The following is a 22591-nucleotide window of genomic DNA, read 5'->3' on the forward strand; positions in this document are numbered from 1 at the left end:
TCCCGGTCAGCGCAGAGCCGTCGTCAGCGCTCGAGTGACCTCCTTGGCGAGGGGCTCGCGCAGATCCGGCGCGTCCACCCGCTCGACCCGAACGTCCGTGCAGTCCACCCAGCTCGCCGCCTCGACCAGGGCCTGGGCCACCGCCGGGACCGCCTTCGAGCCGTCCAGAGTGACCTGCCTGGCCACCAGCGTGGCCCCCTCGCGGGCCGGGTCCACGCGGCCGACGAGACGGCCACCGGCCAGCACCGGCATCGCGAAATAGCCGTGCACCCGCTTGGGCTTCGGGACGTACGCCTCCAGGCGGTGGGTGAAGCCGAAGATCCGCTCCGTGCGCGCGCGTTCCCAGATCAGGGAGTCGAACGGGGACAGCAAAGTGGTGCGGTGGCGGCCACGCGGGGGCGTCTCCAGAGCCGCGGGGTCGGCCCAGGCAGGCTTGCCCCAGCCCTCGACCGTGACCGGTACCAGGCCCGAGTCGGCGATCACCGCGTCGACCTGTTCGCCCTTGAGGCGGTGGTAGTCGGCGATGTCCGCGCGGGTGCCGACGCCCAGCGACTGGCCGGCGAGACGGACCAGGCGGCGCAGGCATTCGGCGTCGTCCAGCTCGTCGTGGAGCAGGTCGGCGGGGACGGCGCGCTCGGCGAGGTCGTACACACGCTTCCAGCCGCGGCGCTCCACGCACACCACCTCGCCGTACATCAGGGCGCGCTCGACGGCGACCTTGGTGCCGGACCAGTCCCACCACTCGCTGGTCTTCTTCGCGCCGCCCAACTCCGTGGCGGTGAGGGGGCCTTCCGTGCGGAGCTGCTTGATGACCTGGTCGTAGGTGCCGTCCGGGAGCTGGTGGTTCCAGTGCGGGCGGCTGCGGTAGGCGCGGCGGCGGAAGGCGAAGTGGGGCCATTCCTCGATGGGGAGGATGCACGCCGCGTGCGACCAGTACTCAAAGGCGTGGGGTCGTGCCGGAGGCGCGCCAAAGGGAGCAGTGGTCCAGTAGGCGCTCTCCACCTTCTTGCGGCCCACCGCGCCGAGGCGGGCGTACGGGATCAGCTCGTGGGAGCGGGCGAGTACCGAGATGGTGTCGAGCTGGACCGCGCCGAGGTGACGGAGGACGCCGCGGACTCCGGCCCGACGGTCGGGGGTGCCGAGGAAGCCCTGGGCGCGCAGCACGATGCGGCGGGCCTCGTCGGCCGAGAGGTCGGTGAGGGGAGGCGGGGTCGTCATGGGTCCGAAGATAGGGCCCGGCACTGACAACGCGAGGCGATCTGCGGATCTACCCCTGGGCGGGCAGATACTGCGCCGTCGACGGCAGGCCCAGGTCCGAGGGCAACAGCGCGCCCACCCAGCAGTCGCGGCGTACGCCCTGGTGGGCGATGCCGGAGCGCAGGACGCCCTCGATGGCGAACCCGGCGCGCTCCGCCACCGCGCGGGAGGGCCGGTTGCCCACTTCCGCGCGCCACTCCACGCGGTCGATCGACATTTCGGTGAACGCCCAGCGGGAGGCGGCGAGCACGGCCTCGGTGACATAGCCGTGGCCGCGGTGTTCCTTGGTGGCCCAGTAGCCGATCTCGGCCGTGCCCGGCGAGCGCATGGTCAGACCCAGCATGCCCACCAGGTCCTCCCCTTCGGGGAGGAAGAGGCCCCAGGTGAACATCGTGCCGTTCGCCCAGCCCGCCGGGGCCAGCTGCTCCGTGAAGCTCCGGGCGTGCTCCACCAGGTAGGGCGAGGGGATCGTGGTCCAGCGCAGGATGTCGGGGTCCTGCACGGCCGCGAGGACGGTCTCGGTGTCCTGCGGGGCGGGCGCGCGCAGCAGGAGACGGTCCGTGGTCAGCGTGACGGGTTCCATCGGCCGATTCTGCTCAGGTGTTCGGTGAAGACGCCATCGCTTTCGCTGTGAGTGAGCGAGTGATCACAATTCGCGCAATTCGTGAGCAGGGCGCGGCACCATCGGCGTTCCCCGCCCGTTGTCCCCTTTGAAGCAGATTTGAAGGAGCTGACAGTCGGCGTACCCGGCAGGCCTCCCGACCTGGCGGGGTCCTCGCATACGATGGCCGTTGCTCAGTAAGTCAAATGGAAACCGACCGTGCCAGGCCCGACCGGCAAGGAGACCAACCCCCGTGTCCGTCCTCTCGAAGATCATGCGTGCAGGCGAAGGCAAGATCCTGCGCAAGCTGCACCGCATCGCGGACCAGGTCAACTCCATCGAAGAGGACTTCATCGACCTCTCCGACGCCGAGCTGCGGGCCCTCACCGAGGAGTACAAGCAGCGGTACGCCGACGGTGAGAGCCTGGACGACCTGCTGCCCGAGGCGTTCGCCACCGTGCGCGAGGCCGCCAAGCGCGCGCTGGGCCAGCGCCACTACGACGTGCAGATCATGGGCGGCGCAGCCCTCCACCTCGGCTATGTGGCCGAGATGAAGACCGGTGAGGGCAAGACGCTCGTCGGCACGCTGCCCGCGTACCTGAACGCGCTGTCCGGCAAGGGCGTCCACCTCATCACGGTCAACGACTACCTGGCCGAGCGCGACTCCGAGATGATGGGCCGCGTCCACAAGTTCCTGGGCCTCGAGGTCGGTTGCATCCTCGCCAACATGACGCCGGCCCAGCGCCGCGCGCAGTACGCGTGCGACATCACCTACGGCACGAACAACGAGTTCGGGTTCGACTACCTGCGCGACAACATGGCGTGGTCCCAGGACGAACTCGTCCAGCGCGGCCACAACTTCGCCATCGTCGACGAGGTCGACTCCATCCTGGTCGACGAGGCCCGTACGCCGCTGATCATCTCCGGTCCGGCCGACCAGGCCACCAAGTGGTACGGCGACTTCGCCAAGCTGGTCACCCGCCTGAAGAAGGGCGAGGCCGGCAACCCGCTCAAGGGCATCGAGGAGACCGGCGACTACGAGGTCGACGAGAAGAAGCGCACGGTCGCCATCCACGAGTCCGGTGTCAGCAAGGTCGAGGACTGGCTGGGCATCGACAACCTCTACGAGTCGGTCAACACCCCTCTGGTGGGCTACCTGAACAACGCCATCAAGGCGAAGGAGCTCTTCAAGAAGGACAAGGACTACGTCGTCATGGACGGCGAAGTCATGATCGTCGACGAGCACACCGGCCGTATCCTCGCCGGCCGCCGCTACAACGAGGGCATGCACCAGGCGATCGAGGCGAAGGAAGGGGTGGACATCAAGGACGAGAACCAGACCCTCGCCACGATCACCCTTCAGAACTTCTTCCGCCTCTACAAGCGCCACGACCACAACGGCAAGGAACAGCCGGGCCTCTGCGGCATGACCGGTACGGCTATGACCGAGGCCGCCGAGTTCCACCAGATCTACAAGCTGGGCGTCGTCCCGATCCCGACCAACCGGCCCATGGTCCGCAAGGACCAGTCGGACCTGATCTACCGCACCGAGGTCGCGAAGTTCGAGGCGGTCGTCGACGACATCGTCGAGAAGCACGAGAAGGGCCAGCCGATCCTCGTCGGTACGACGTCGGTCGAGAAGTCCGAGTACCTCTCCCAGCAGCTCAGCAAGCGCGGCGTCCAGCACGAAGTGCTGAACGCCAAGCAGCACGACCGTGAGGCGACGATCGTCGCCCAGGCCGGCCGCAAGGGCGCCGTCACCGTCGCCACCAACATGGCCGGCCGTGGTACCGACATCAAGCTCGGCGGCAACCCCGAGGACCTCGCGGAGGCGGAGCTGCGCCAGCGCGGCCTCGACCCCGAGGAGCACATCGAGGAGTGGGCCGCGGCCCTGCCCGCCGCCCTGGAGAAGGCCCAGCAGGCGGTCAAGGCGGAGTTCGAGGAGGTCAAGGAGCTCGGCGGGCTCTACGTCCTCGGTACCGAGCGGCACGAGTCGCGCCGTATCGACAACCAGCTGCGCGGTCGTTCCGGCCGACAGGGCGACCCCGGCGAGTCCCGCTTCTACCTCTCCCTGGGCGACGACCTGATGCGGCTGTTCAAGGCCCAGATGGTCGAGCGCGTGATGTCGATGGCGAACGTCCCGGACGACGTCCCGATCGAGAACAAGATGGTCACGCGCGCGATCGCGTCCGCGCAGTCGCAGGTCGAGCAGCAGAACTTCGAGACCCGTAAGAACGTCCTGAAGTACGACGAGGTGCTCAACCGGCAGCGCGAGGTCATCTACGGCGAGCGGCGTCGTGTCCTGGAGGGCGAGGACCTGCAGGAGCAGGTCGTGCACTTCATGGACGACACGATCGACGCGTACGTCGCGGCGGAAACCGCCGAGGGCTTCGCGGAGGACTGGGACCTCGACCGGCTGTGGGGCGCGTTCAAGCAGCTCTACCCGGTGAAGATCACCGTCGAGGAGCTGGAGGACGCGGCCGGCGACCGCGCGGGCCTGACCGCCGAGTACATCTCCGAGTCCATCAAGGACGACATCCACGAGCAGTACGCGGCGCGCGAGGCGCAGCTCGGCTCCGAGATCATGCGCGAGCTGGAGCGCCGGGTCGTGCTGTCGGTCCTGGACCGCAAGTGGCGCGAGCACCTCTACGAGATGGACTACCTCCAGGAGGGCATCGGCCTGCGCGCGATGGCCCAGAAGGACCCGCTGGTCGAGTACCAGCGTGAGGGCTTCGACATGTTCACCGCCATGATGGAGGGCATCAAGGAGGAGTCCGTCGGCTACCTGTTCAACCTGGAGGTCCAGGTCGAGCAGCAGGTCGAGGAGGTCCCGGTCGAGGACGAGAAGCCGTCCCTCGCCAAGCAGGACTCCGTTCCGGCGCAGGCCGGCTCGCGTCCCGAGATCCGCGCCAAGGGGCTCGACGCCCCGCAGCGGCGGGACCTGCACTTCTCCGCGCCGAGCGTGGACGGCGAGGGCGGCGTCATCGAGGGCGAGTTCGCCGACGACGACGAGCCCGTGCGCTCCGAGGCGGACGGCCTCACGCGTGCGGAGCGGCGCAAGCAGTCCCGTGCGCGGGGGCGGCGCAAGAAGTAGTGCCGTGCCTACGGCGCGCTGGTCGCCGTAGCGGATGGATGTGACGGTGCCTCGGGCGCCGTGGCGCAGGAAGGGCCGGTCACCTCGGGGTGGCCGGCCCTTCGGCGTATGAGGGATGCGTGGGTGCCTCTCGCGGGCTTCTCCGGGCCTGTCAGTCGTCGTCCGGACGCGGAGCCCGGGGGCCGCCCAGTTCGACCGCCGTGCAGCGCCAGCGGAGGTCCTGGCCCTGTTCCAGGCGGAAGGCCATGGCGCGCAGCTGGTCACCGGCGCCGATGCGGGCGAAGGCCTCCACGGCGCCCTGACGCGGGACGTAGTAGCCGATGTCCCGGACGACGGGGCGGGTGCCGCGGGTGCGCAGGGGGCCGCGCTCGGCGAGCAGGGCCAGTTCGTCATAGGCGCGGCCCGCGGTGTGCCGGAGCATCGAGTGGACGGGGCGCTGGCCGCTCAGCACGGCGAGGAGGAGGTCGGCGAAGAGATCGGTGGGGCGTGGCTGGGGAGCCAGGGGGCGACGCGGGGACTGGGGCGGGACGACCGCCGGGGTGGCTGCGGGGGTGCGGTGCGACCGCGTGGCTGTGCCGCGGGGTGCGGGGCCTGAGGCGGGGGCGTAGGGCCTGGTAGTGGTTCCTTCGGAGACCGCTGCCGCGGTGCGGGTGAGAGCGGCGGCGCGTGTCGCGGTGGAGGTGCCGCGCGTGCCGCTGCTCGTGGTGTCGGTCGTGCTCGTCGTCGTGGTGCCCGCCCTGGTGCTGCGCCGCGAAGCTCCGGTGGTCGTCTCGGACCGGCCCGGGATGTTCTGCGGACGGCTGTCCGCGGGGCCCGTGCCGGCGCGGGGACCGCTGCCGGGGGAACCCGGTGGGCGGCCGTCGCCCGGGGCCGTGCGAGGCGTGCTGCCGCCGGGCGTGCGGGGCGGTGTGCCGCCCGGGCGGCGGGAGTCGCGGCGAGCCGGTGGGCGGGCGCCGGGGTGGTGCTGGGCCCTGGTCATGACCTTGTTCATGGGATCCCCGTTCTGCGAGCCCGGCGAGTACCGGGCAGTAACTTCTGATGGGGATCTTGTACGGGGCCGTGGACCGCGGCGGCAAGGAAGCGGCGGGTCGGGTCGGGCGGCCGGAATGTTCACCTATCAGGGTGATCCGAGGGGACGGAAGCCCGGGAATCCGGGGGCAGGGCGGGTGAATTCCAGGCCCGGGGTGGACGCCTGCCGAGGTCTGGGCAGGGACTCGAAAGGGGACGCCCGCACGTATCCTGAAGGCCTTCGCGGAGCCCCTCCGATGATGTTCTCCGACCACGAAAGCGGCCAGTCATGCGCGTCTACGTCCCCCTGACCCTCTCCGGTCTCGCCGAGGCGTACAAGACGGGTGAGCTGGGGGCCGGACCGCTCCTCGCCTACGCCGTCACGCCCGCCCTGCGCGAGTGGTACCTCTCCGACGACATCGAGGAGCTGGAGTACGCGGCGCTGAACCGGGCCGCGCTGGGCTCGCTGCGATTGCTCGCCGCGGACCCCGGGGCCGTGCGGCGCCGGGTCGTCGTGGCCGTCGACGTGGCCGACGGAGCGGCGGTCGCCGATCCCGACCGGGCGATGGATCCCGTGGCCCTCGGTGAGGTGCGGGTCGCCGGGACGGTGAAGCTGGCCAAGGCGGCCGCGGTGCACGTCGACTCGGACGGCGCGGTGGAGGACGTCACCGCCGCCGTGGACGCGCTGGCGGCGGCGGACGCGGGGGACGACGACGCGCAGTTCGTGGTGGACGGGGCCGAGGACCACGAGCTGCTGTGGTACGCGACGCAGGAGATCCCGAACCTGGTGGGGCTCGGCGGCTGAGTCCGTTCTCCGTCGTGCAGAGTCGCGGCTTTACCCACTTTGACCTGCCCGTCTCCTGATTGTCAGTGGGGGCGGGTACGTTTTTGGCATGGGGAAGCTGACAGGGGCGCACATCGTCTGGGACTGGAACGGCACGCTGTTCCACGACAACGACGCGATCATCGGGGCGACGAACGCGGCGTTCGGCGAGCTGGGGCTCGCGCCGATCACGATGGAGCAGTACCGGGCGCTGTACTGCGTGCCGGTACCGAAGTTCTACGAGCGACTGCTCGGCCGGCTGCCCACCGACGCGGAGTGGGAGGTCATGGACGAGACCTTCCACCGGTACTACGCCGAGCACCGGGTGGGGTGCGGGCTCACCGAGGGGGCGGTGGAGCTGCTCATGGGGTGGCGGTCGGCCGGCCGCAGCCAGTCGATCCTCAGCATGTACGTGCATGACGAGCTGGTGCCGTTGGTGCGGGGGTTCGGGATCGAGGCGCACTTCCTGCGGGTGGACGGGCGCACGGGACCGTCAGGCGGGAGCAAGGCGGAGCACATGGAGCGGCATCTCGCCGCGCTGGTGGGAGTGGAGGCGGCGCGGACCGTGGTGATCGGGGACGCCGCGGACGACGCGGTGGCCGCGATGCGGGTGGGGGCACGGGCTGTGCTGTACACGGGCGGGTCGCACAGCCGGGCCAGTCTCGAGGGGGTCGGGGTGCCGGTGGTGGACACCTTGGCGGAGGCGGTCGCGGAGGCCGAGCGAATAGCGGCGTGACGGTTCGCGTCGGTTCCGGCACCCCGTCGATCAGGTCACCGGTGCCTTCGCCCTGAGCACCCCCAAGAACTCCCGCATCCAGGCCGAGTGGTCCGGCCAGGCGCGGGAGGAGACCAGGGTGCCGTCGACGACCACCTCGGCGTCCTGGAAGGCCGCGCCGGCGGACTGCATGTCGGGTTCCAGAGCCGGGTAGGCGGTGACGCGGCGACCGCGCAGGCCGTCGATCGCGGCGGTGAGCAGGGGACCGTGGCAGATCTGGGCGACCGGCTTGTCCGCGTCGAAGAAGGACTTGAGGATCTTGCGGAGCTCGGGGTCGTTGCGCAGGTACTCGGGGGCGCGGCCGCCGGGGATGACGACAGCGGCGTACTGACCGGCGTCGACCTCGGCGAAGGCCAGGTCGGCGGGCCAGGTGTAGCCGGGCTTCTCGGTGTAGGTGTTTCGAAGCCGGGTTCGAAGTCGTGGACGACGAAGCGGAGCTTCTTGCGGGCGGGGGCCGCGACATGGACGTCGTAGCCCTCCTCGCGGAGCCGCTGGTAGGGGTACAGGACTTCCAGCGACTCTGCTGCGTCACCGGTGACGATGAGGATTTTTGTGGTCATGTCGGCAAAGTGCACCGACGGGACGTGCTTGCCAAGAGGGTGTGCGAAGGGGGAGGGGAAAAGGTCATGGCCTGGATGCGGCGTGGGCACTGTGCAGAGTGTCAAAGTTCCACCCCCGGTTTTGTACACATACGGCTCATGACGACCCCCCTGTGAGGGGCGATAGCCTGGGTGGCGTGATCAGCGCGATAGTTCGCGGGGGCGCTGTGGCCCCCGCCCCGCGCCCGGTGCGCACGGAACACCTCCGTGGCCGGGCGGCGGCCGCTGGTCCTCGCGGGCGGGACGGGGCCGTAGGGGCCCCCATGACGCCGAGTACACCCTCGTCACCGGCGCGGCAGAGAGCAGCGTCACACCTGGCGGGCGTGTCGAGAATGGCTGATATACCCCCGCTCTTCTCACCTTGCGGCATAGCGTCGGAGCAGACCGGAGACCCCGGGCCGTGGCGTCGAGCCGCAGGGGAAGAGGCCGTACTTCCTTCTACGTCACGCAACGGCGCGCGACAGGAGTCAGAGGACAATGCAGACCAAGCTGGACGAAGCCAAGGCCGAGCTGCTCGAGAGGGCCGCACGGGTAGCTGAGAACAGCCCGGTCGGGGGGCACCTACCGACTGGGACGACGGACGACGACACCCCCCGCACCCCGGACACCCCGGACAGCGAGACCGTGCTCGCGTTCCTCCAGCGCTACTACCTGCACACGGCCCCGGAAGACCTCGCCGGCCGCGACCCGGTCGACGTCTACGGAGCCGCTCTCTCCCACTTCCGGCTGGGCGAGACGCGCCCGCAGGGCACGGCCAACGTGCGAGTGCACACGCCCACGGTGGAGGAGAACGGCTGGACGTGCACCCACTCGGTCGTCGAGGTCGTCACCGACGACATGCCCTTCCTCGTCGACTCCGTCACCAACGAGCTGACCCGGCAGGGGCGCGGCATCCATGTCGTCATCCACCCCCAGGTCGTCGTCCGCCGCGACCTCACCGGCAGGCTGATCGAGGTCCTCACCGCCCCGCCCTCCGCCGACCTCCCGCACGACGCGCACACCGAGTCCTGGATCCACGTCGAGATCGACCGCGAGACCGACCGCGGGGACCTGAAGCAGATCACCGCCGACCTGCTGCGTGTCCTGTCCGACGTCCGGGAGGCCGTCGAGGACTGGGAGAAGATGCGGGACGCGGCCCTGCGGATGGCCGACGAACTGCCCGCCGAGCCCGTCGCCACCGATCTGCGCGACACGGAGATCGACGAGGCCCGCGAGCTGCTGCGCTGGCTGGCCGCCGACCACTTCACCTTCCTCGGCTACCGGGAGTACCAGCTCAGGCCGGACGACTCCCTCGCGGCCGTGCCCGGCACCGGCCTCGGCATCCTGCGCTCCGACCCGCACCACGCCGGCGACGAGGGCCACCCGGTCAGCCCGTCCTTCGAGCGGCTGCCCGCCGACGCCCGCGCGAAGGCGCGTGAGCACAATCTGCTCGTGCTGACCAAGGCCAACAGCCGGGCGACGGTGCACAGGCCGTCGTACCTCGACTACATCGGGGTCAAGAAGTTCGACGCGGACGGCAATGTCGTCGGCGAGCGGCGTTTCCTCGGGCTGTTCTCCTCTGCCGCCTACACCGAGTCGGTGCGCCGGGTTCCGGTCATTCGGCGCAAGGTGGACGAGGTGCTCGAAAGGGCCGGTTTCTCGCCCAACAGCCACGACGGCCGCGACCTGCTCCAGATCCTGGAGACCTACCCGCGCGACGAGCTCTTCCAGACCCCGGCCGACGAGCTGGAGTCCATCGCCACCTCCGTCCTGTACCTCCAGGAGCGGCGGCGGCTGCGCCTCTACCTGCGCCAGGACGAGTACGGCCGCTACTACTCGGCCCTCGTCTACCTGCCCCGCGACCGCTACACCACCGGCGTCCGCCTCCGGATCATCGACATCCTCAAGGAAGAACTCGACGGCATCAGCGTCGACTTCACCGCCTGGAACACCGAGTCGATCCTGTCCCGGCTGCACTTCGTGGTCCGCGTCCCGCAGGGCACCGAGCTGCCGCAGCTCAGCGACAGCGACAAGGAGCGCATCGAGGCCCGCCTGGTCGAGGCCGCCCGCTCCTGGGCCGACGGCTTCGCCGAGGCGCTCAACGCCGAGCTCGGCGAGGAGCGCGCATCCGAACTCTCGCGCCGCTACGGCAGCGCCTTCCCCGAGGGCTACAAGGCCGACCACAGTCCGCGCTCCGCGGTCGCCGACCTCGTCCACCTGGAGCGGCTCGGCGAGGAGAACGACTTCGCGCTCAGCCTCTACGAACCGGTGGGCGCCGCCCCCGAGGAGCGCCGTTTCAAGATCTACCGCAAGGGCGACGCCATCTCCCTGTCCGCCGTCCTGCCGGTCCTCAACCGGCTCGGCGTCGAGGTCATGGACGAGCGGCCCTACGAACTGCGCTGCTCGGACCGCAGCATCGCCTGGATCTACGACTTCGGCCTGCGCATGCCCAAGTCGCAGAACGGCACCGGTGACTACCTCGGCGACGACGGCCGCGAGCGCTTCCAGGAGGCCTTCGCCGCCACCTGGACCGGCAAGGCGGAGAACGACGGCTTCAACGCCCTGGTGCTGAGCGCCGGCCTGCACTGGCGTCAGGCGATGGTGCTGCGGGCGTACGCCAAGTACCTGCGCCAGGCGGGCTCGACGTTCAGCCAGGACTACATGGAGGACACCCTCCGCAACAACGTCCACACCACCCGGCTGCTCGTCTCCCTGTTCGAGGCGCGGATGTCGCCGGACCGCCAGCGCGCCGGGCACGAACTCGTCGACGCCCTCCTGGAGGAGCTCGACGCGGCGCTCGACCAGGTGGCCTCGCTGGACGAGGACAGGATCCTGCGCTCCTTCCTGACCGTCATCAAGGCGACCCTGCGCACCAACTTCTTCCAGGAGGCGCAGGGCGGCCTGCCGCACGACTACGTCTCCATGAAGTTCGACCCGCAGGCCATTCCGGACCTGCCGGCTCCGCGCCCGGCGTTCGAGATCTGGGTCTACTCGCCGCGCGTCGAGGGCGTGCACCTGCGCTTCGGCAAGGTCGCGCGCGGCGGGCTGCGCTGGTCCGACCGGCGCGAGGACTTCCGCACCGAGATCCTCGGCCTGGTCAAGGCGCAGATGGTGAAGAACACCGTCATCGTGCCGGTCGGCGCCAAGGGCGGCTTCGTCGCCAAGCAGCTGCCCGACCCGTCCGTCGACCGGGACGCGTGGCTGGCCGAGGGCATCGCCAGCTACAAGATGTTCATCTCGGCCCTGCTCGACATCACCGACAACATGGTGGCCGGCGAGGTCGTGCCCCCGGCGGACGTTGTCCGGCACGACGAGGACGACACCTACCTGGTGGTCGCCGCCGACAAGGGCACCGCGACCTTCTCGGACATCGCCAACGGGGTCGCGGAGTCGTACAACTTCTGGCTCGGTGACGCCTTCGCCTCCGGCGGCTCGGCCGGTTACGACCACAAGGGCATGGGCATCACCGCCCGCGGCGCCTGGGAGTCCGTCAAGCGGCACTTCCGCGAACTGGACCTCGACACCCAGTCCGAGGACTTCACCGTCGTCGGCATCGGTGACATGTCCGGTGACGTGTTCGGCAACGGCATGCTGCTCAGCGAGCACATCCGCCTGGTCGCCGCCTTCGACCACCGGCACATCTTCCTCGACCCGAAGCCCGACGCGGCCACCTCCTACGCCGAGCGCCGCCGCATCTTCGACCTCCCGCGCTCCAGCTGGGCCGACTACAACACCGAGCTGATCTCCGCCGGCGGCGGCATCTTCCCCCGTACCGCCAAGTCCGTCCCGGTCAACGCCCACGTCCGCGAGGCCCTCGGTATCGAGGACAAGGTCACCAAGATGACCCCGGCCGACCTGATGAAGGCGATCCTCAAGGCGCCGGTCGACCTGCTGTGGAACGGCGGCATCGGCACGTACGTGAAGGCGTCCACCGAGACCCACGCGGACGTCGGCGACAAGGCCAACGACCCCATCCGCGTCGACGGCGCCGACCTGCGTGTGCGGGTCGTCGGCGAGGGCGGCAACCTGGGCCTGACCCAGCTCGGCCGGATCGAGTTCGCGCTGCACGGCGGCAAGATCAACACCGACGCCATCGACAACAGCGCCGGCGTGGACACCTCCGACCACGAGGTGAACATCAAGATCCTGCTCAACGGCCTGGTCACCGAGGGCGACATGACGGTCAAGCAGCGCAACAAGCTGCTCGCCGAGATGACCGACGAGGTCGGCCGCCTGGTTCTGCGCAACAACTACGCGCAGAATACGGCCATCGCCAACGCACTCGCCCAGTCCAAGGACATGCTCCACGCCCAGCAGCGCTTCATGCGCCACCTGGTGCGCGAGGGCCACCTCGACCGGGCCCTGGAGTTCCTGCCCACCGACCGCCAGATCCGCGAACGCCTCGGCGCCGCCCAGGGCCTGACCAGCCCGGAGACGGCCGTCCTGCTGGCGTACACGAAGATCACGGTCGCCGAGGAACTGCTGCACACCTCGCTCCCGGACGACCCCTACCTGCACGGCCTGCTGCACACGTACTTCCCGGCCGCGCTGCGCGACAAGTTCCCCGAGCACATCGACAACCACCCGCTGCACCGCGAGATCACCACGACCGTCCTGGTCAACGACACGGTCAACACGGGCGGTACGACCTATCTGCACCGCCTGCGGGAGGAGACCGGCGCGTCGCTGGAGGAGATCGTCCGGGCGCAGACCGTGGCCCGCGCGATCTTCCGCTCCGGCGTCGTGTGGGACGGGGTCGAGGCGCTCGACAACCAGGTCGAGGCCGCCGTACTGACCCGTATCCGCCTGCACTCGCGCCGCCTCGTCGAGCGCGGCACGCGCTGGCTGCTCAACAACCGGCCGCAGCCGCTCCAGCTCGCCGAGACCGTCGAGTTCTTCGGTGACCGCGTCGAGCAGGTGTGGTCGCAGCTGCCGAAGCTGCTGCGGGGCGCCGACCTGGAGTGGTACCAGAAGATCTACGACGAGCTGAGCGGCGCCGGGGTCCCGGATGAACTCGCCACGCGCGTGGCCGGGTTCTCCTCGGCCTTCCCGACGCTGGACATCGTCTCGGTGGCCGACCGCATGGGCCGGGACCCGATGGACGTCGCCGAGGTGTACTACGACCTCGCCGACCGTCTCCACATCACCCAGCTCATGGACCGCATCATCGAGCTGCCCCGCGCCGACCGCTGGCAGTCCATGGCCCGCGCATCCATCCGCGAGGACCTCTACGCGGCCCACTCGGCGCTCACGGCCGACGTACTGGCGGTGGGCAACGGCACGTCCACGCCCGAGCAGCGCTTCAAGGCCTGGGAGGAGAAGAACGCCCCGATCCTGAGCCGGGCGCGCACCACCCTGGACGAGATCCAGAGTTCGGACGCGTTCGACCTGGCCAACCTGTCGGTGGCGATGCGCACCATGAGGACGCTGCTGCGGCAGCATTCATAGGCGATACGACGACGAGGGCGCCCCGGGCCGTGTGGCTCGGGGCGCCCTCGCTCATCCGGTCGGCTGTCCCGGACGTCAGGCCGCGACCTTCGGCTGCGGCTTCGCCTTGTCCGGGCCGCCCGTGAACTCCTCGTAAGCCGCCAGCACCTCGTCGGTGGGGCCGTCCATGAGCAGTTCGCCGCGCTCCAGCCACAGCACCCGGTCGCAGGTGTCGCGGATCGACTTGTTGCTGTGGCTGACCAGGAACACCGTGCCCGCGTGCTTGCGCAGTTCGCGGATGCGTTCCTCGGAGCGCTTCTGGAAGGAGCGGTCGCCGGTGGCGAGGGCCTCGTCGATGAGGAGGACGTCGTGGTCCTTGGCGGCGGCGATGGAGAAGCGCAGGCGGGCCGCCATGCCGGAGGAGTAGGTGCGCATCGGGAGGGTGATGAAGTCGCCCTTCTCGTTGATGCCGGAGAAGTCGACGATCTCCTGGTAGCGGTCCCTGACCTGCTCGCGGGACATGCCCATGGCGAGACCACCGAGGTGGATGTTGCGCTCGCCGGTGAGGTCGTTCATCAGGGCCGCGTTGACGCCCAGGAGGGAGGGCTGGCCGTCGGTGTAGATACGGCCGTTCTCCACCGGGAGCAGGCCCGCGACCGCCTTGAGCAGGGTCGACTTGCCGGAGCCGTTGGTGCCGATCAGTCCGACCGCCTCGCCCTTGTAGGCGACGAACGACACGTTCTTCACGGCGTGCACCTTGCGTACGCCCGCCGCCTTCTCGGCCTGACCGCGGCGCAGCATGCGGTTGAGGGCGGCGGTGGCGGAGCCCCTGCCCGCGCCGGTGCCGTTGACGCGGTAGACGATGTCGACGCCGTCGACGACGACGGTGGGGATCTTGTCGTTCTCGATGTCAGCCACGGCCGTACGTCTCCTCAGCCTTCCAGAAGTAGATGAAGCCGCCGACGCCGGCGACCAGCGCCCAGCCCACCGCGATCGCCCACACGTGGTGCGGCAACTGGCTGGCGTGGAAGCTGTCGATCAGGGAGTAACGCATCAGGTCGATGTAGACCGCGGCCGGGTTGGCCTGCAGGACGGGCACCACCCAGGACGGCCAGTCGTGGTGGCCCTTGGCCAGCTTGTCGATGCTCCACATCACGCCGGAGACGTACATCCAGGTGCGCAGGACGAACGGCATCAGCTGCGCGATGTCCGGCGTCTTGGCGCCCATCCGCGCCATGATCATCGAGACGCCGGCGTTGAACGTGGACTGCAGCACCAGTGCCGGGACCGCCAACAGCCAGGACGCGGCGACCGGGACACCGAAGCAGAGCAGGATCACGATCAGGGCGGCCATCGAGAAGAGCAGCTGCTGCAACTGCTGGAGGGCGAACGAGATCGGCAACGCGGCCCGCGGGAAGTGCAGGGCGCGCACGAGGCCGAGGTTGCCGGAGATCGCGCGGGTGCCCGCCATGATCGAGCTCTGTGTGAACGTCCAGATGAACACGCCCGTGACCAGGAACGGGACATAGTCCGCCACGTTCCTCTTGGTGCCCAGCAGCACGCCGAAGATGAAGTAGTACACCGCCGCGTTCAGCAGCGGGGTCATCACCTGCCAGACCTGGCCCAGCTTCGCCTGGCTGTACTGCGCGGTGAGCTTGGCGGTCGAGAACGCGGTGATGAAGTGACGCCTTGCCCACAACTGCCGGACGTAGTCCGGCAGGGAGGGACGGGCGCCGCTGACCGCGAGGCCGTGCCGGGCGGCCAGGGCCGAGAGGTCGTCTTCGGCCGGGGACGCTGTCGGGGGCGGTGTGTCGAGGACCTGGCTCACATCCGCTGCTTTCGCTCGGAGGGTGGGGGTGGTGCGCGTGCGGCTGGCGTGCCCGTCATCCGACGTTTCCTTACGTGACTCTTCACGTTTTCTTACGTCGGGACGGGACCGTATCGTCGCAACGTGAGCGTAAGGCGAGTGAGCGTCGGAACGCAACCGTTTCGTCGTCACGGATGACGGTGGAACGTAACCGTATCGTCGTCACGGGCCACGTCGGGACGGCACCGTCTCGTCGCGACGACTCCCGTCAGGTCGCTACCCTTTCGTCGTGGCGACCTCGCGTCGGAACGGGACCGTTTCGTCGCTACGCCCTATGCTGGTCCGCATGACGACCAATGCCGACGCGCCGCAGACCCGTACGCGCCGCCGTGCCCCGGCAGGAGCCGCCGTTCTCCGTGAGGACGTGACGGAAGCCATTCGGGCGGCCGTCTTCGACGAACTCGCGGGCGTCGGATACGCGCGGATGTCGATCGAGGGCATCGCGCGCCGCGCGGGCGTCGGCAAGACCGCGGTCTATCGGCGTTGGCGTTCCAAGCTGCACCTGGTCCTCGACGTCGTCTCGGAGATCGCGGTGATGGGCCTGCCGGTGCCGGACACGGGCTCGCTGGAGGACGACCTGAGGATGCTGTACGAGGTGACGTCCCGGGCGCTGCGGCACCCCGTGGCCTCGCAGATCATCCCGGACCTCCAGGCCGAGGCGGCCCGTAACCCCGAGATCGCCGAGGCCCTGCAGAACGCGTTGCAGAAGGGGCAGGAGGGCGTCGCCAGCAAGATCATCTCGGCGGCGGAGCGGCGCGGGGAGCTCCGTACGGGCCTCAACGACGAACTGGCCCTCGATCTGATCTCCGGCCCCCTGTACTGGCGCTCGGTGGTGATCCGCAGCCCTAAGCTGCCGAAGGGGTATCTCGCGGCGCTGGCCCGGGCCACGACGGAGGCGCTGAAGGCGCTCTGAGCCTCAGCGGCCGTGGCCGCGTCCCTGGCCGGAGTGCTGTGCCGCGCGCAAGGCCAGGAGTTCCGGGGCGAGCACCCGGACCCGGACCCGGCCGCTGCCCCTGCCCCGTCTGCTGCCGCCGCATGGGCGGATCGGTGGAGCAGCACTCGGCGTGGGCGCTCACCAATGCGATCGCTTGCGTCAGCCGGTGAGGCGTTGGGTCAGGGCTGCCAGGTCGGACGTTCTCAGTACCCGGTCGGCGAAGCCCGGCAGTGGCACATGCAGGGCCGTCGTCCAGCGCTCCGGGACAGCCGTGATGCCGTGCACCGCGCCCGCCAGGCCGCCCGTCACCGCTGCCACCGTGTCCGTGTCGCCGCCCAGGTCGATCGCGGCACGCACGGCTGTCTCGTACGAGGTCGTCGTACGCAGCGCCCAGACCGCGGAGCCCAGGCAGGGCCATACGGCGCCGTTGAACTCGGTGGCCTGGTCCGGGTGCCAGTCGGGGGCCAGGACGGTTGCGTAGCGCCGACGGTGGTCTCGGTGGACCGCGTCAAGGGTGGCTTCTACGGCGTCCAGCGGGTCGCCGCCTGCCAGGGCCACCCGTACCAGTTCGTGGAAGACGGCCGTGCCCTCCCAGGCGGCCCGGTCGCCGTGCGTGAGCGCTGCCAGGCGGCGGCCGGCGGTCATGGTGGCCTCCCGGCCGTGGGCAGCGAAATACACGGCGGACGGGGCCGCCCGCATCAATGCGCCGTTTCCCGCCGCCCTCTGGTTCATCTGGAAGTGGAGGGCGGCCGCGGTGTCCCACGGGTCACCGCTGCTCAGCACGGCCTCGGTCTGGAGGCCGATGTCCTTCGGCTCAGCCGCCGCCCACCGCTGGAACCGGCGGAAGACGTCCGGGAGTTCGAGCTCGCCGCACTCGACCAAGGACTCGGCGACCAGGATCGCCATCTGCGTGTCGTCGGTCGCCTCACCTGGCTCCCAGCCGCCACCGCCGCACATCTCGCCGCCATGTCCCGGCTCCGGAAACCGGTGCGAGAAGGCACCTTCCGGCCCGAACTCGAAGGGGGCGCCCAACGCGTCCCCCACAGCGGAACCGACGACGGCGCCCAGGGCGCGCTCTGCGCGAACGACCATTTACGCAGGCTAGCCCCGACCGGTTGCGGCCTCCCACATGGGCCTGTTCGGAGCTGCAAAGGTCCTCCGCGTGGGCCGCCGTGAGTCGTCGGCAGCCCGCGCGGGCAAGTCCTGGTCCGGTGCGGCCTCCCGGCGGCCTCAGAGTTGCCAGGGCCGCGCTGTGTGCGGGGCAGCCCGCGCAGCGCGGCCCTCCGCACGGGCCGTCCCTGGGCCGTCCCTGAGCCACTGGTAGCCCCGCAAGTGAGCCCTGTCCCGGGGGTGCGACCGCTGGGCGCAGGAACCGACTTCAAGCAGCTACAGCCCTCCGCGCAACCGGGCCCTGAGTCGCAACAGCTCTGAGTCGCAACAGCCCTCCGCGCGGGCTGGTCCTAACCGGATGCGCCCCCCCGCGCGGGCCGGCCGAACCCGCCGACGACCCATGCGAGCAAGCCCCGCTCCATCCGGCCGCCCGTCGAGCCCGAGCCGCGACGACAACCGGACTCCCCGACCCCCGCAAGTCACATCGCTGCCCTACTCGATGACGAGCTCCACCTCGATGTTGCCGCGGGTGGCGTTGGAGTAGGGGCAGACCTGGTGGGCCTGCTCGACGAGCTTGCGGCCGGTCTCCGCGTCCACGGTGTCGGGGAGCTCGACGCGGAGGGCGACCTTGAGGCCGAAGCCTTCGCCCTGCTTGCCTATGCCGACCTCGGCGGTGACGGCGGCGTCGCTGACGTCCACCTTGGCCTGGCGGCCGACCAGACCGAGGGCGCTGCCGAAACAGGCGGCGTAACCGGCGGCGAACAGCTGCTCCGGGTTGGTGCCCTGTCCGTTGCCGCCCAGCTCCACCGGCGGGGCCAGAGCGACGTCGATCTTGCCGTCGTTCGTGTAGGCGCGGCCGTCACGGCCGTGGGTGGCGGTGGCGACAGCGGTGTAGAGCGCGTCCATGGAAACCCATCCCTCTCGAAGTCACGTTCCGGCGGTGCTTCAGCGACCGCCTCACGGGCTCAAGTAGAGCACACAACTCAATTGTGCACAACTAAATGGCTCCCAAGGGTTACCCTGGACGCATGGACACGTCCCCGACCGCCTCTCCGCCCGCCACCGACTGGCTCCGCCTCGACCAGCAGATCTGCTTCTCCCTGAACGCGGCCTCGCGCGCCTTCGGCAGCGTCTACCGCGTGATCCTCAAGGACCTGGGAATCACCTACCCGCAGTACCTGGTGATGCTCGTGCTGTGGGAGCACGGCGACCTGCCCGTCAAGAAGCTCGGCGAGCACCTGCGGCTCGACTCGGGCACCCTGTCCCCGCTCCTCAAGCGACTGGAGGCGGCCGGCCTGGTCCAGCGCGAGCGCAGTGCCCGCGACGAGCGCTCGGTGGAGGTGCGGCTCACCGAGCAGGGCGTCGCCCTGCGCGAGCGCGCGGTGCAGGTGCCGCGCCGGATCGTCTCCGCGACCAGCTTCGACGTGGACGAGATCCGCGACCTGCGGGCCCGCCTGGACCAGCTCACCTCGGCCCTGGACGCGGCGGTGCACGCCGAGCTGCCCGACGAGGACTGACAGAGGACTGGCCCAGGATCGGCCACCGAGGACCTGCTCAGCATCGGCTGAGGACCGGCGGTCACCGAAAAGGGCGTCGACACCGCACGTGTCACTCGCTTCGCACGCGGTGACCCCCGTGACACCCGCCGAACCCGGCGGCCTGGTTCACTGAAACGCGGACACGGGTCAACCGACGAGGGGACGGCCGTACATGACCTGGCTGATCACCGGCGGCGCCGGCTACATCGGGGCGCACGTCGTGAGGGCGATGACCGGGGCGGGCGAGCAGGCGGTCGTGTACGACGACCTGTCCACCGGAGTCGCCGAGCGCGTACCGGCCGACGTGCCGCTGGTGGTGGGTTCCACGCTGGACGCCGAACGGGTCGCGCACACCCTGGCGGACCACGAAGTCACCGGCGTGGTCCACCTCGCGGCGAAGAAGCAGGTCGGGGAGTCGGTGGAGCTGCCGCTGCACTACTACCGGGAGAACGTCGAGGGCCTGCGCGTCCTCCTGGAGGCGGTGACGACGGCCGACGTCCCCTCCTTCGTCTTCTCGTCGTCCGCGGCGGTGTACGGCATGCCGGACGTCCCGCTGGTGACGGAGCGGACCCCGTGCGCGCCGATGTCCCCGTACGGCGAGACCAAGCTGGCCGGGGAGTGGCTGGTCCGCGCCACGGGCCGCGCGACCGGCCTCTCCACCGCCTGCCTCCGCTACTTCAACGTGGCGGGCGCGGCGAGCCCCGAACTGGCCGACACGGGCGTCTTCAACATCGTCCCGATGGTCTTCGAGAAGCTCACCGAGGACGCGGCCCCGCGCATCTTCGGCGACGACTACGACACCCCCGACGGCACCTGCGTCCGCGACTACATCCACGTCGCCGACCTGGCCGAGGCCCATGTGGCCGCCGCCCGCACCCTGCAGTCCGCTCCCGGACGCGACCTCACCGTCAACATCGGCCGCGGTGAAGGCGTCTCGGTCCGCGAGATGATCGACCACATCAACGCCGTCACCGGCTACGACCGCCCCCCGACCGTCACCCCCCGCCGCCCCGGAGACCCGGCCCGGGTGGTCGCCTGCGCCGACCTGGCTGCCACAGAACTCGGCTGGAAGGCCAAGCACGACGTCCGGGACATGATCACGTCGGCGTGGGAGGGATGGGTGCGGCTGCATCCGGAGGCGGCTCGGGGCTAGCGGCGCCCCTCCACCATCCGCCCACCATCCGCGCGCCCCGGCAGCGGAGCCGGCGCCCCGGCCGTCCCACCGGGCGCCAGGTGGGCGGGCGGGTCGGTGTGGGATGGGACGGGCTGGACGGCATCGGCCCCTCCTGGTCTCGGCGTTTCGTCAGTGGGTCTCGGCGACGGGCGTTTTTGTGGCGGGGCGAAGCACGGTGGCCGGCGGAGGGCGGTCGAGCGCTGCCGCCGCCGACGGCACCGGGTGGCGCTCCGCGAGCGGGATCACCGGGGGCACCTGCGACTCGCCCAGGACGACATGGCGTACGACCCGCTCGGCGGCGCGGCCGTCGTCGTACGGGCAGAAGCGCTCGCGGAACGCCGAGCGCAGCTGGGTGGAGCGGGAACCGCACCAGTGGCCGGTGGCGAAGATGTCGGTCAGTTCGTCCTCGTTGCGCGCGACCGCGCCCGGCGCGAAGGACCGCAGGTCGAAGTAGGTGCCCCGGGCCGCCTCGTACGCCTCGCGGTCGTCGGCGTGGATCACGATCGGGCGGTCCAGGTTGGCGTAGTCGAACATCAGGGACGAGTAGTCGGTGACCAGGGCGTCCGAGGCGAGGCACAGGGACTCGACGCTCGGATGGTCGGTGACGTCGATGACCCGGCCGGGGGCGGGGGAGACGAGCGGGCCGCCGTGGCGGTGGTGGGCGCGGGCCAGCACCACGAAGCGGGGGCCCAGGCGGCGCAGGAGCCGGTCCAGGTCGAGACCGGCGTGCTGGGTGCGGCGGTAGTCGCGGTGGGTGGGTGCGTACAGGATCGCCACCGAGCCCGCGGGGATGCCGAGGGACTCGCGCAGCAGCCGTACGTCCTCCGAAGTCGCCCGCTGGAACACGTCGTTGCGGGGACAGCCGTAGGGGAGCGTGGTGTAGCCGCCGGGGTAGACCCGCTCCCAGGTCAGGGTGGTGTGACGGTTGGGGGACAGGAGGTAGTCCCACTGGTCGACGCCGCGCAGCATCGCGTCGAAGTCCAAGTCGCCTGCGGCCGCCGGGCGTTCCTGGAGGTCCAGGCCCATGTGCTTGAGGGGCGTGCCGTGTTGGGTCTGGACGAGGATCTGGCCGGGGCGCTTGACCAGACGGCGGTCGAAGTCGGTGTTGTCGACGAGGTACTTGGAGCGGGCGAGCGCCGTCCAGTAGGCGGCCGTGTCGGGTCGGACACGGCGGGTCGCGGTCGGGATCGTGTGGTGGTGCTCAGGGCGGGCGATCCACGTGGTGCGGATGTGCGGGGCGAAGGTGCGGAACGCCTCCTCCAGCGCGCCCGGGTTGCAGCTGTGGCCGCGGCCCCCGTACGCGGCGAAGACGGCACGGTCCGCGCGCAGGGGAAGGCGGCGCTGGACGCGGTAGTGGAGCCGCAGGGCTGCCGCGTGCAGGAACCTGGCGAGGCGTACGACCGGGCGGGCGGTCCGTCGGCCGAACCTGTGGGCCAGTTCCGTGAGCCGGTGGGTGCGGTACAGGCCCAGGCGGATCACGGTGTGGCGCGGCCGGGAACGCGCCGGGACCGGGTGGCCCGGGGCGCGGTGGGCGCGGTAGTGGTCGCGGGCCCGGCGCAGGAACTCGCGACGGAGGCCACGGGGGAGACGGTCCCGCTCGGCGAACACCGCCCAGAGGTCGTCCACCATGCGGCGGAACAACACCGGTCGCCACCGGGCGAGTTCGGGGCGCGAGTCGACGTACGCGAAGACCCTGTCGTACTGCCCGAAGAGGTCGAAGTGGCTGTCCGGGCCGAGGAGTTCGCGCCTGCGGTGCTGCCGGTGGTGGACGCAGACCCGGTCCAGGGTGGCGATCGACTCGGCGGCCAGCAGGACCGGGTAGGTCCAGGGCGGATCCGTGTGCTGGCCGGGTGGGAAGGCGAAGCCGGCGCGCTCGACGAACTCCCTGCGGTACGCCTTGTTCCAGGCCACCGCCGGCACCCGCAGCAGCCCCGGCCGGTCCTCCGGACGGAACGGCGCCGGGCCCTGCTCGGTGAGCACGCCCGCGAAGGCCTCGCGGACGGTCCCGCCCGACCAGTGGACGAGCGCGTGGTCATAAACCAGGACGTCCGGCTCGCCGGTCTCCTTCAGCCGGTCGGCGATCGCCCGCAGCGCGTGCGGGGTGAGGGTGTCGTCGCCGTCGAGGAACAGCAGATAGTCGCCGGTCGCCTCGGCCGTCCCGGCGTTGCGGGCGGGACCGAGCCCCGAGTTCTGCGCCAGGTGGACCGCCCGGACCCGGGGATCACGGGCCGCGAACTCGTCGACGATCTCGCCGCACGCGTCCGGCGAGCAGTCGTCGACCGCGATCAGCTCCAGATCCTCGTACGACTGTGACAGCACCGACTCCAGGCAGGCGTGCAGATACGCCTGGACCTTGTACGCGGGGACGATGACACTGAACCTGGGCACGGCACACATCCATGGGT

15 protein-coding genes and 1 pseudogene are annotated in these 22591 nt (G+C 70.4%); 7 read left to right on the top strand and 9 right to left on the bottom strand.

Going from position 1 to position 22591, the window contains the following annotated elements:
- Positions 1-6 precede the first annotated feature (6 nt).
- Both ABZT02_RS27160 and ABZT02_RS27165 read right to left on the bottom strand, forming a co-directional pair.
- Positions 7-1218, bottom strand: coding sequence for a crosslink repair DNA glycosylase YcaQ family protein (locus ABZT02_RS27160; RefSeq protein ID WP_356021702.1), 1212 nt, complete (start codon positions 1216-1218; stop codon positions 7-9).
- A gap of 49 nt (positions 1219-1267) precedes the next feature.
- Positions 1268-1840, bottom strand: a complete 573-nt coding sequence (locus tag ABZT02_RS27165; protein ID WP_356021704.1) for a GNAT family N-acetyltransferase — start codon at positions 1838-1840, stop codon at positions 1268-1270.
- A gap of 271 nt (positions 1841-2111) precedes the next feature.
- Between ABZT02_RS27165 and secA the strand changes: the two genes are divergently transcribed.
- Positions 2112-4952 (top strand): preprotein translocase subunit SecA, encoded by a 2841-nt coding sequence (gene secA / locus ABZT02_RS27170; protein WP_356021706.1) that lies wholly within the window; start codon positions 2112-2114, stop codon positions 4950-4952.
- A gap of 151 nt (positions 4953-5103) precedes the next feature.
- Here secA and ABZT02_RS27175 read toward each other — a convergent pair whose 3' ends face one another.
- Positions 5104-5943 (bottom strand): Rv3235 family protein, encoded by an 840-nt coding sequence (locus ABZT02_RS27175; protein ID WP_356021708.1) that lies wholly within the window; start codon positions 5941-5943, stop codon positions 5104-5106.
- 306 nt (positions 5944-6249) lie between these two features.
- On the opposite strand from ABZT02_RS27175, the gene ABZT02_RS27180 reads away from it, so the two are divergent.
- Positions 6250-6765 (top strand): hypothetical protein, encoded by a 516-nt coding sequence (locus ABZT02_RS27180; protein WP_356021710.1) that lies wholly within the window; start codon positions 6250-6252, stop codon positions 6763-6765.
- Positions 6766-6853: 88 nt separating this feature from the next.
- The gene (locus ABZT02_RS27185; RefSeq protein WP_356021712.1) at positions 6854-7519 is read left to right on the top strand and encodes an HAD hydrolase-like protein; all 666 of its coding nucleotides are present in this window, start codon (positions 6854-6856) and stop codon (positions 7517-7519) included.
- A 30-nt stretch (positions 7520-7549) separates the two neighbouring features.
- On the opposite strand, the pseudogene ABZT02_RS27190 reads toward ABZT02_RS27185, so the two are convergent.
- Positions 7550-8118: pseudogene (locus ABZT02_RS27190) on the bottom strand (DJ-1/PfpI family protein).
- Positions 8119-8634: 516 nt separating this feature from the next.
- On the opposite strand from ABZT02_RS27190, the gene ABZT02_RS27195 reads away from it, so the two are divergent.
- Entirely contained in the window at positions 8635-13584 is a 4950-nt protein-coding gene (locus ABZT02_RS27195; protein ID WP_356021714.1) for an NAD-glutamate dehydrogenase, read from the top strand.
- A gap of 75 nt (positions 13585-13659) precedes the next feature.
- Here the strand turns inward: ABZT02_RS27195 and ABZT02_RS27200 are convergent, their stop codons facing one another.
- On the bottom strand, positions 13660-14481 hold the full coding sequence (locus ABZT02_RS27200) for an ABC transporter ATP-binding protein (protein ID WP_356021716.1): 822 nt from the start codon (positions 14479-14481) through the stop codon (positions 13660-13662).
- Positions 14474-15391: an ABC transporter permease gene (locus ABZT02_RS27205; protein ID WP_356021718.1), complete on the bottom strand. Its 918-nt coding sequence runs from the start codon at positions 15389-15391 to the stop codon at positions 14474-14476. The genes ABZT02_RS27200 and ABZT02_RS27205 overlap by 8 nt, the downstream gene beginning before the upstream one ends.
- Before the next feature lie 313 nt (positions 15392-15704).
- Between ABZT02_RS27205 and ABZT02_RS27210 the strand changes: the two genes are divergently transcribed.
- Positions 15705-16343 (top strand): TetR/AcrR family transcriptional regulator, encoded by a 639-nt coding sequence (locus ABZT02_RS27210; RefSeq protein ID WP_356021720.1) that lies wholly within the window; start codon positions 15705-15707, stop codon positions 16341-16343.
- Positions 16344-16523: 180 nt separating this feature from the next.
- On the opposite strand, the gene ABZT02_RS27215 is transcribed toward ABZT02_RS27210, so the two are convergent.
- Together ABZT02_RS27215 and ABZT02_RS27220 are read right to left on the bottom strand one after the other, a co-directional pair.
- Complete coding sequence (locus ABZT02_RS27215; RefSeq protein WP_356021722.1) at positions 16524-17456, bottom strand: ADP-ribosylglycohydrolase family protein; 933 nt, start codon at positions 17454-17456, stop codon at positions 16524-16526.
- Positions 17457-17966: 510 nt separating this feature from the next.
- On the bottom strand, positions 17967-18380 hold the full coding sequence (locus tag ABZT02_RS27220) for an organic hydroperoxide resistance protein (protein WP_053850338.1): 414 nt from the start codon (positions 18378-18380) through the stop codon (positions 17967-17969).
- Between the two features lie 122 nt (positions 18381-18502).
- Here ABZT02_RS27220 and ABZT02_RS27225 point away from each other — a divergent pair, with 122 nt between their 5' ends.
- On the top strand, positions 18503-18991 hold the full coding sequence (locus ABZT02_RS27225; RefSeq protein WP_356021724.1) for a MarR family transcriptional regulator: 489 nt from the start codon (positions 18503-18505) through the stop codon (positions 18989-18991).
- A 193-nt stretch (positions 18992-19184) separates the two neighbouring features.
- A complete protein-coding gene (galE, locus tag ABZT02_RS27230; RefSeq protein ID WP_356021726.1) occupies positions 19185-20165 on the top strand; it encodes a UDP-glucose 4-epimerase GalE in 981 nt (326 codons plus the stop codon).
- Between the two features lie 150 nt (positions 20166-20315).
- On the opposite strand, the gene ABZT02_RS27235 is transcribed toward galE, so the two are convergent.
- Positions 20316-22574: a bifunctional glycosyltransferase family 2 protein/CDP-glycerol:glycerophosphate glycerophosphotransferase gene (locus tag ABZT02_RS27235; protein WP_356021728.1), complete on the bottom strand. Its 2259-nt coding sequence runs from the start codon at positions 22572-22574 to the stop codon at positions 20316-20318.
- Between the last annotated feature and the right edge of the window lie 17 nt (positions 22575-22591).

The sequence above is a fragment of the Streptomyces sp. NPDC005402 genome (assembly GCF_040606575.1).
In the GTDB taxonomy this organism is placed as follows: domain Bacteria; phylum Actinomycetota; class Actinomycetes; order Streptomycetales; family Streptomycetaceae; genus Streptomyces.

Bases quoted from the DNA above. Each gene is read 5' to 3' on its own strand.
- ABZT02_RS27160 (WP_356021702.1), bottom strand. From the start codon at position 1,218: ATGACGACCCCGCCTCCCCTCACCGACCTCTCGGCCGACGAGGCCCGC.
- ABZT02_RS27165 (WP_356021704.1), bottom strand. From the start codon at position 1,840: ATGGAACCCGTCACGCTGACCACGGACCGTCTCCTGCTGCGCGCGCCC.
- ABZT02_RS27175 (WP_356021708.1), bottom strand. From the start codon at position 5,943: ATGAACAAGGTCATGACCAGGGCCCAGCACCACCCCGGCGCCCGCCCA.
- ABZT02_RS27180 (WP_356021710.1), top strand. From the start codon at position 6,250: ATGCGCGTCTACGTCCCCCTGACCCTCTCCGGTCTCGCCGAGGCGTAC.
- ABZT02_RS27185 (WP_356021712.1), top strand. From the start codon at position 6,854: ATGGGGAAGCTGACAGGGGCGCACATCGTCTGGGACTGGAACGGCACG.
- ABZT02_RS27195 (WP_356021714.1), top strand. From the start codon at position 8,635: ATGCAGACCAAGCTGGACGAAGCCAAGGCCGAGCTGCTCGAGAGGGCC.
- ABZT02_RS27210 (WP_356021720.1), top strand. From the start codon at position 15,705: ATGCTGGTCCGCATGACGACCAATGCCGACGCGCCGCAGACCCGTACG.
- ABZT02_RS27215 (WP_356021722.1), bottom strand. From the start codon at position 17,456: ATGGTCGTTCGCGCAGAGCGCGCCCTGGGCGCCGTCGTCGGTTCCGCT.
- ABZT02_RS27220 (WP_053850338.1), bottom strand. From the start codon at position 18,380: ATGGACGCGCTCTACACCGCTGTCGCCACCGCCACCCACGGCCGTGAC.
- ABZT02_RS27225 (WP_356021724.1), top strand. From the start codon at position 18,503: ATGGACACGTCCCCGACCGCCTCTCCGCCCGCCACCGACTGGCTCCGC.
- galE (WP_356021726.1), top strand. From the start codon at position 19,185: ATGACCTGGCTGATCACCGGCGGCGCCGGCTACATCGGGGCGCACGTC.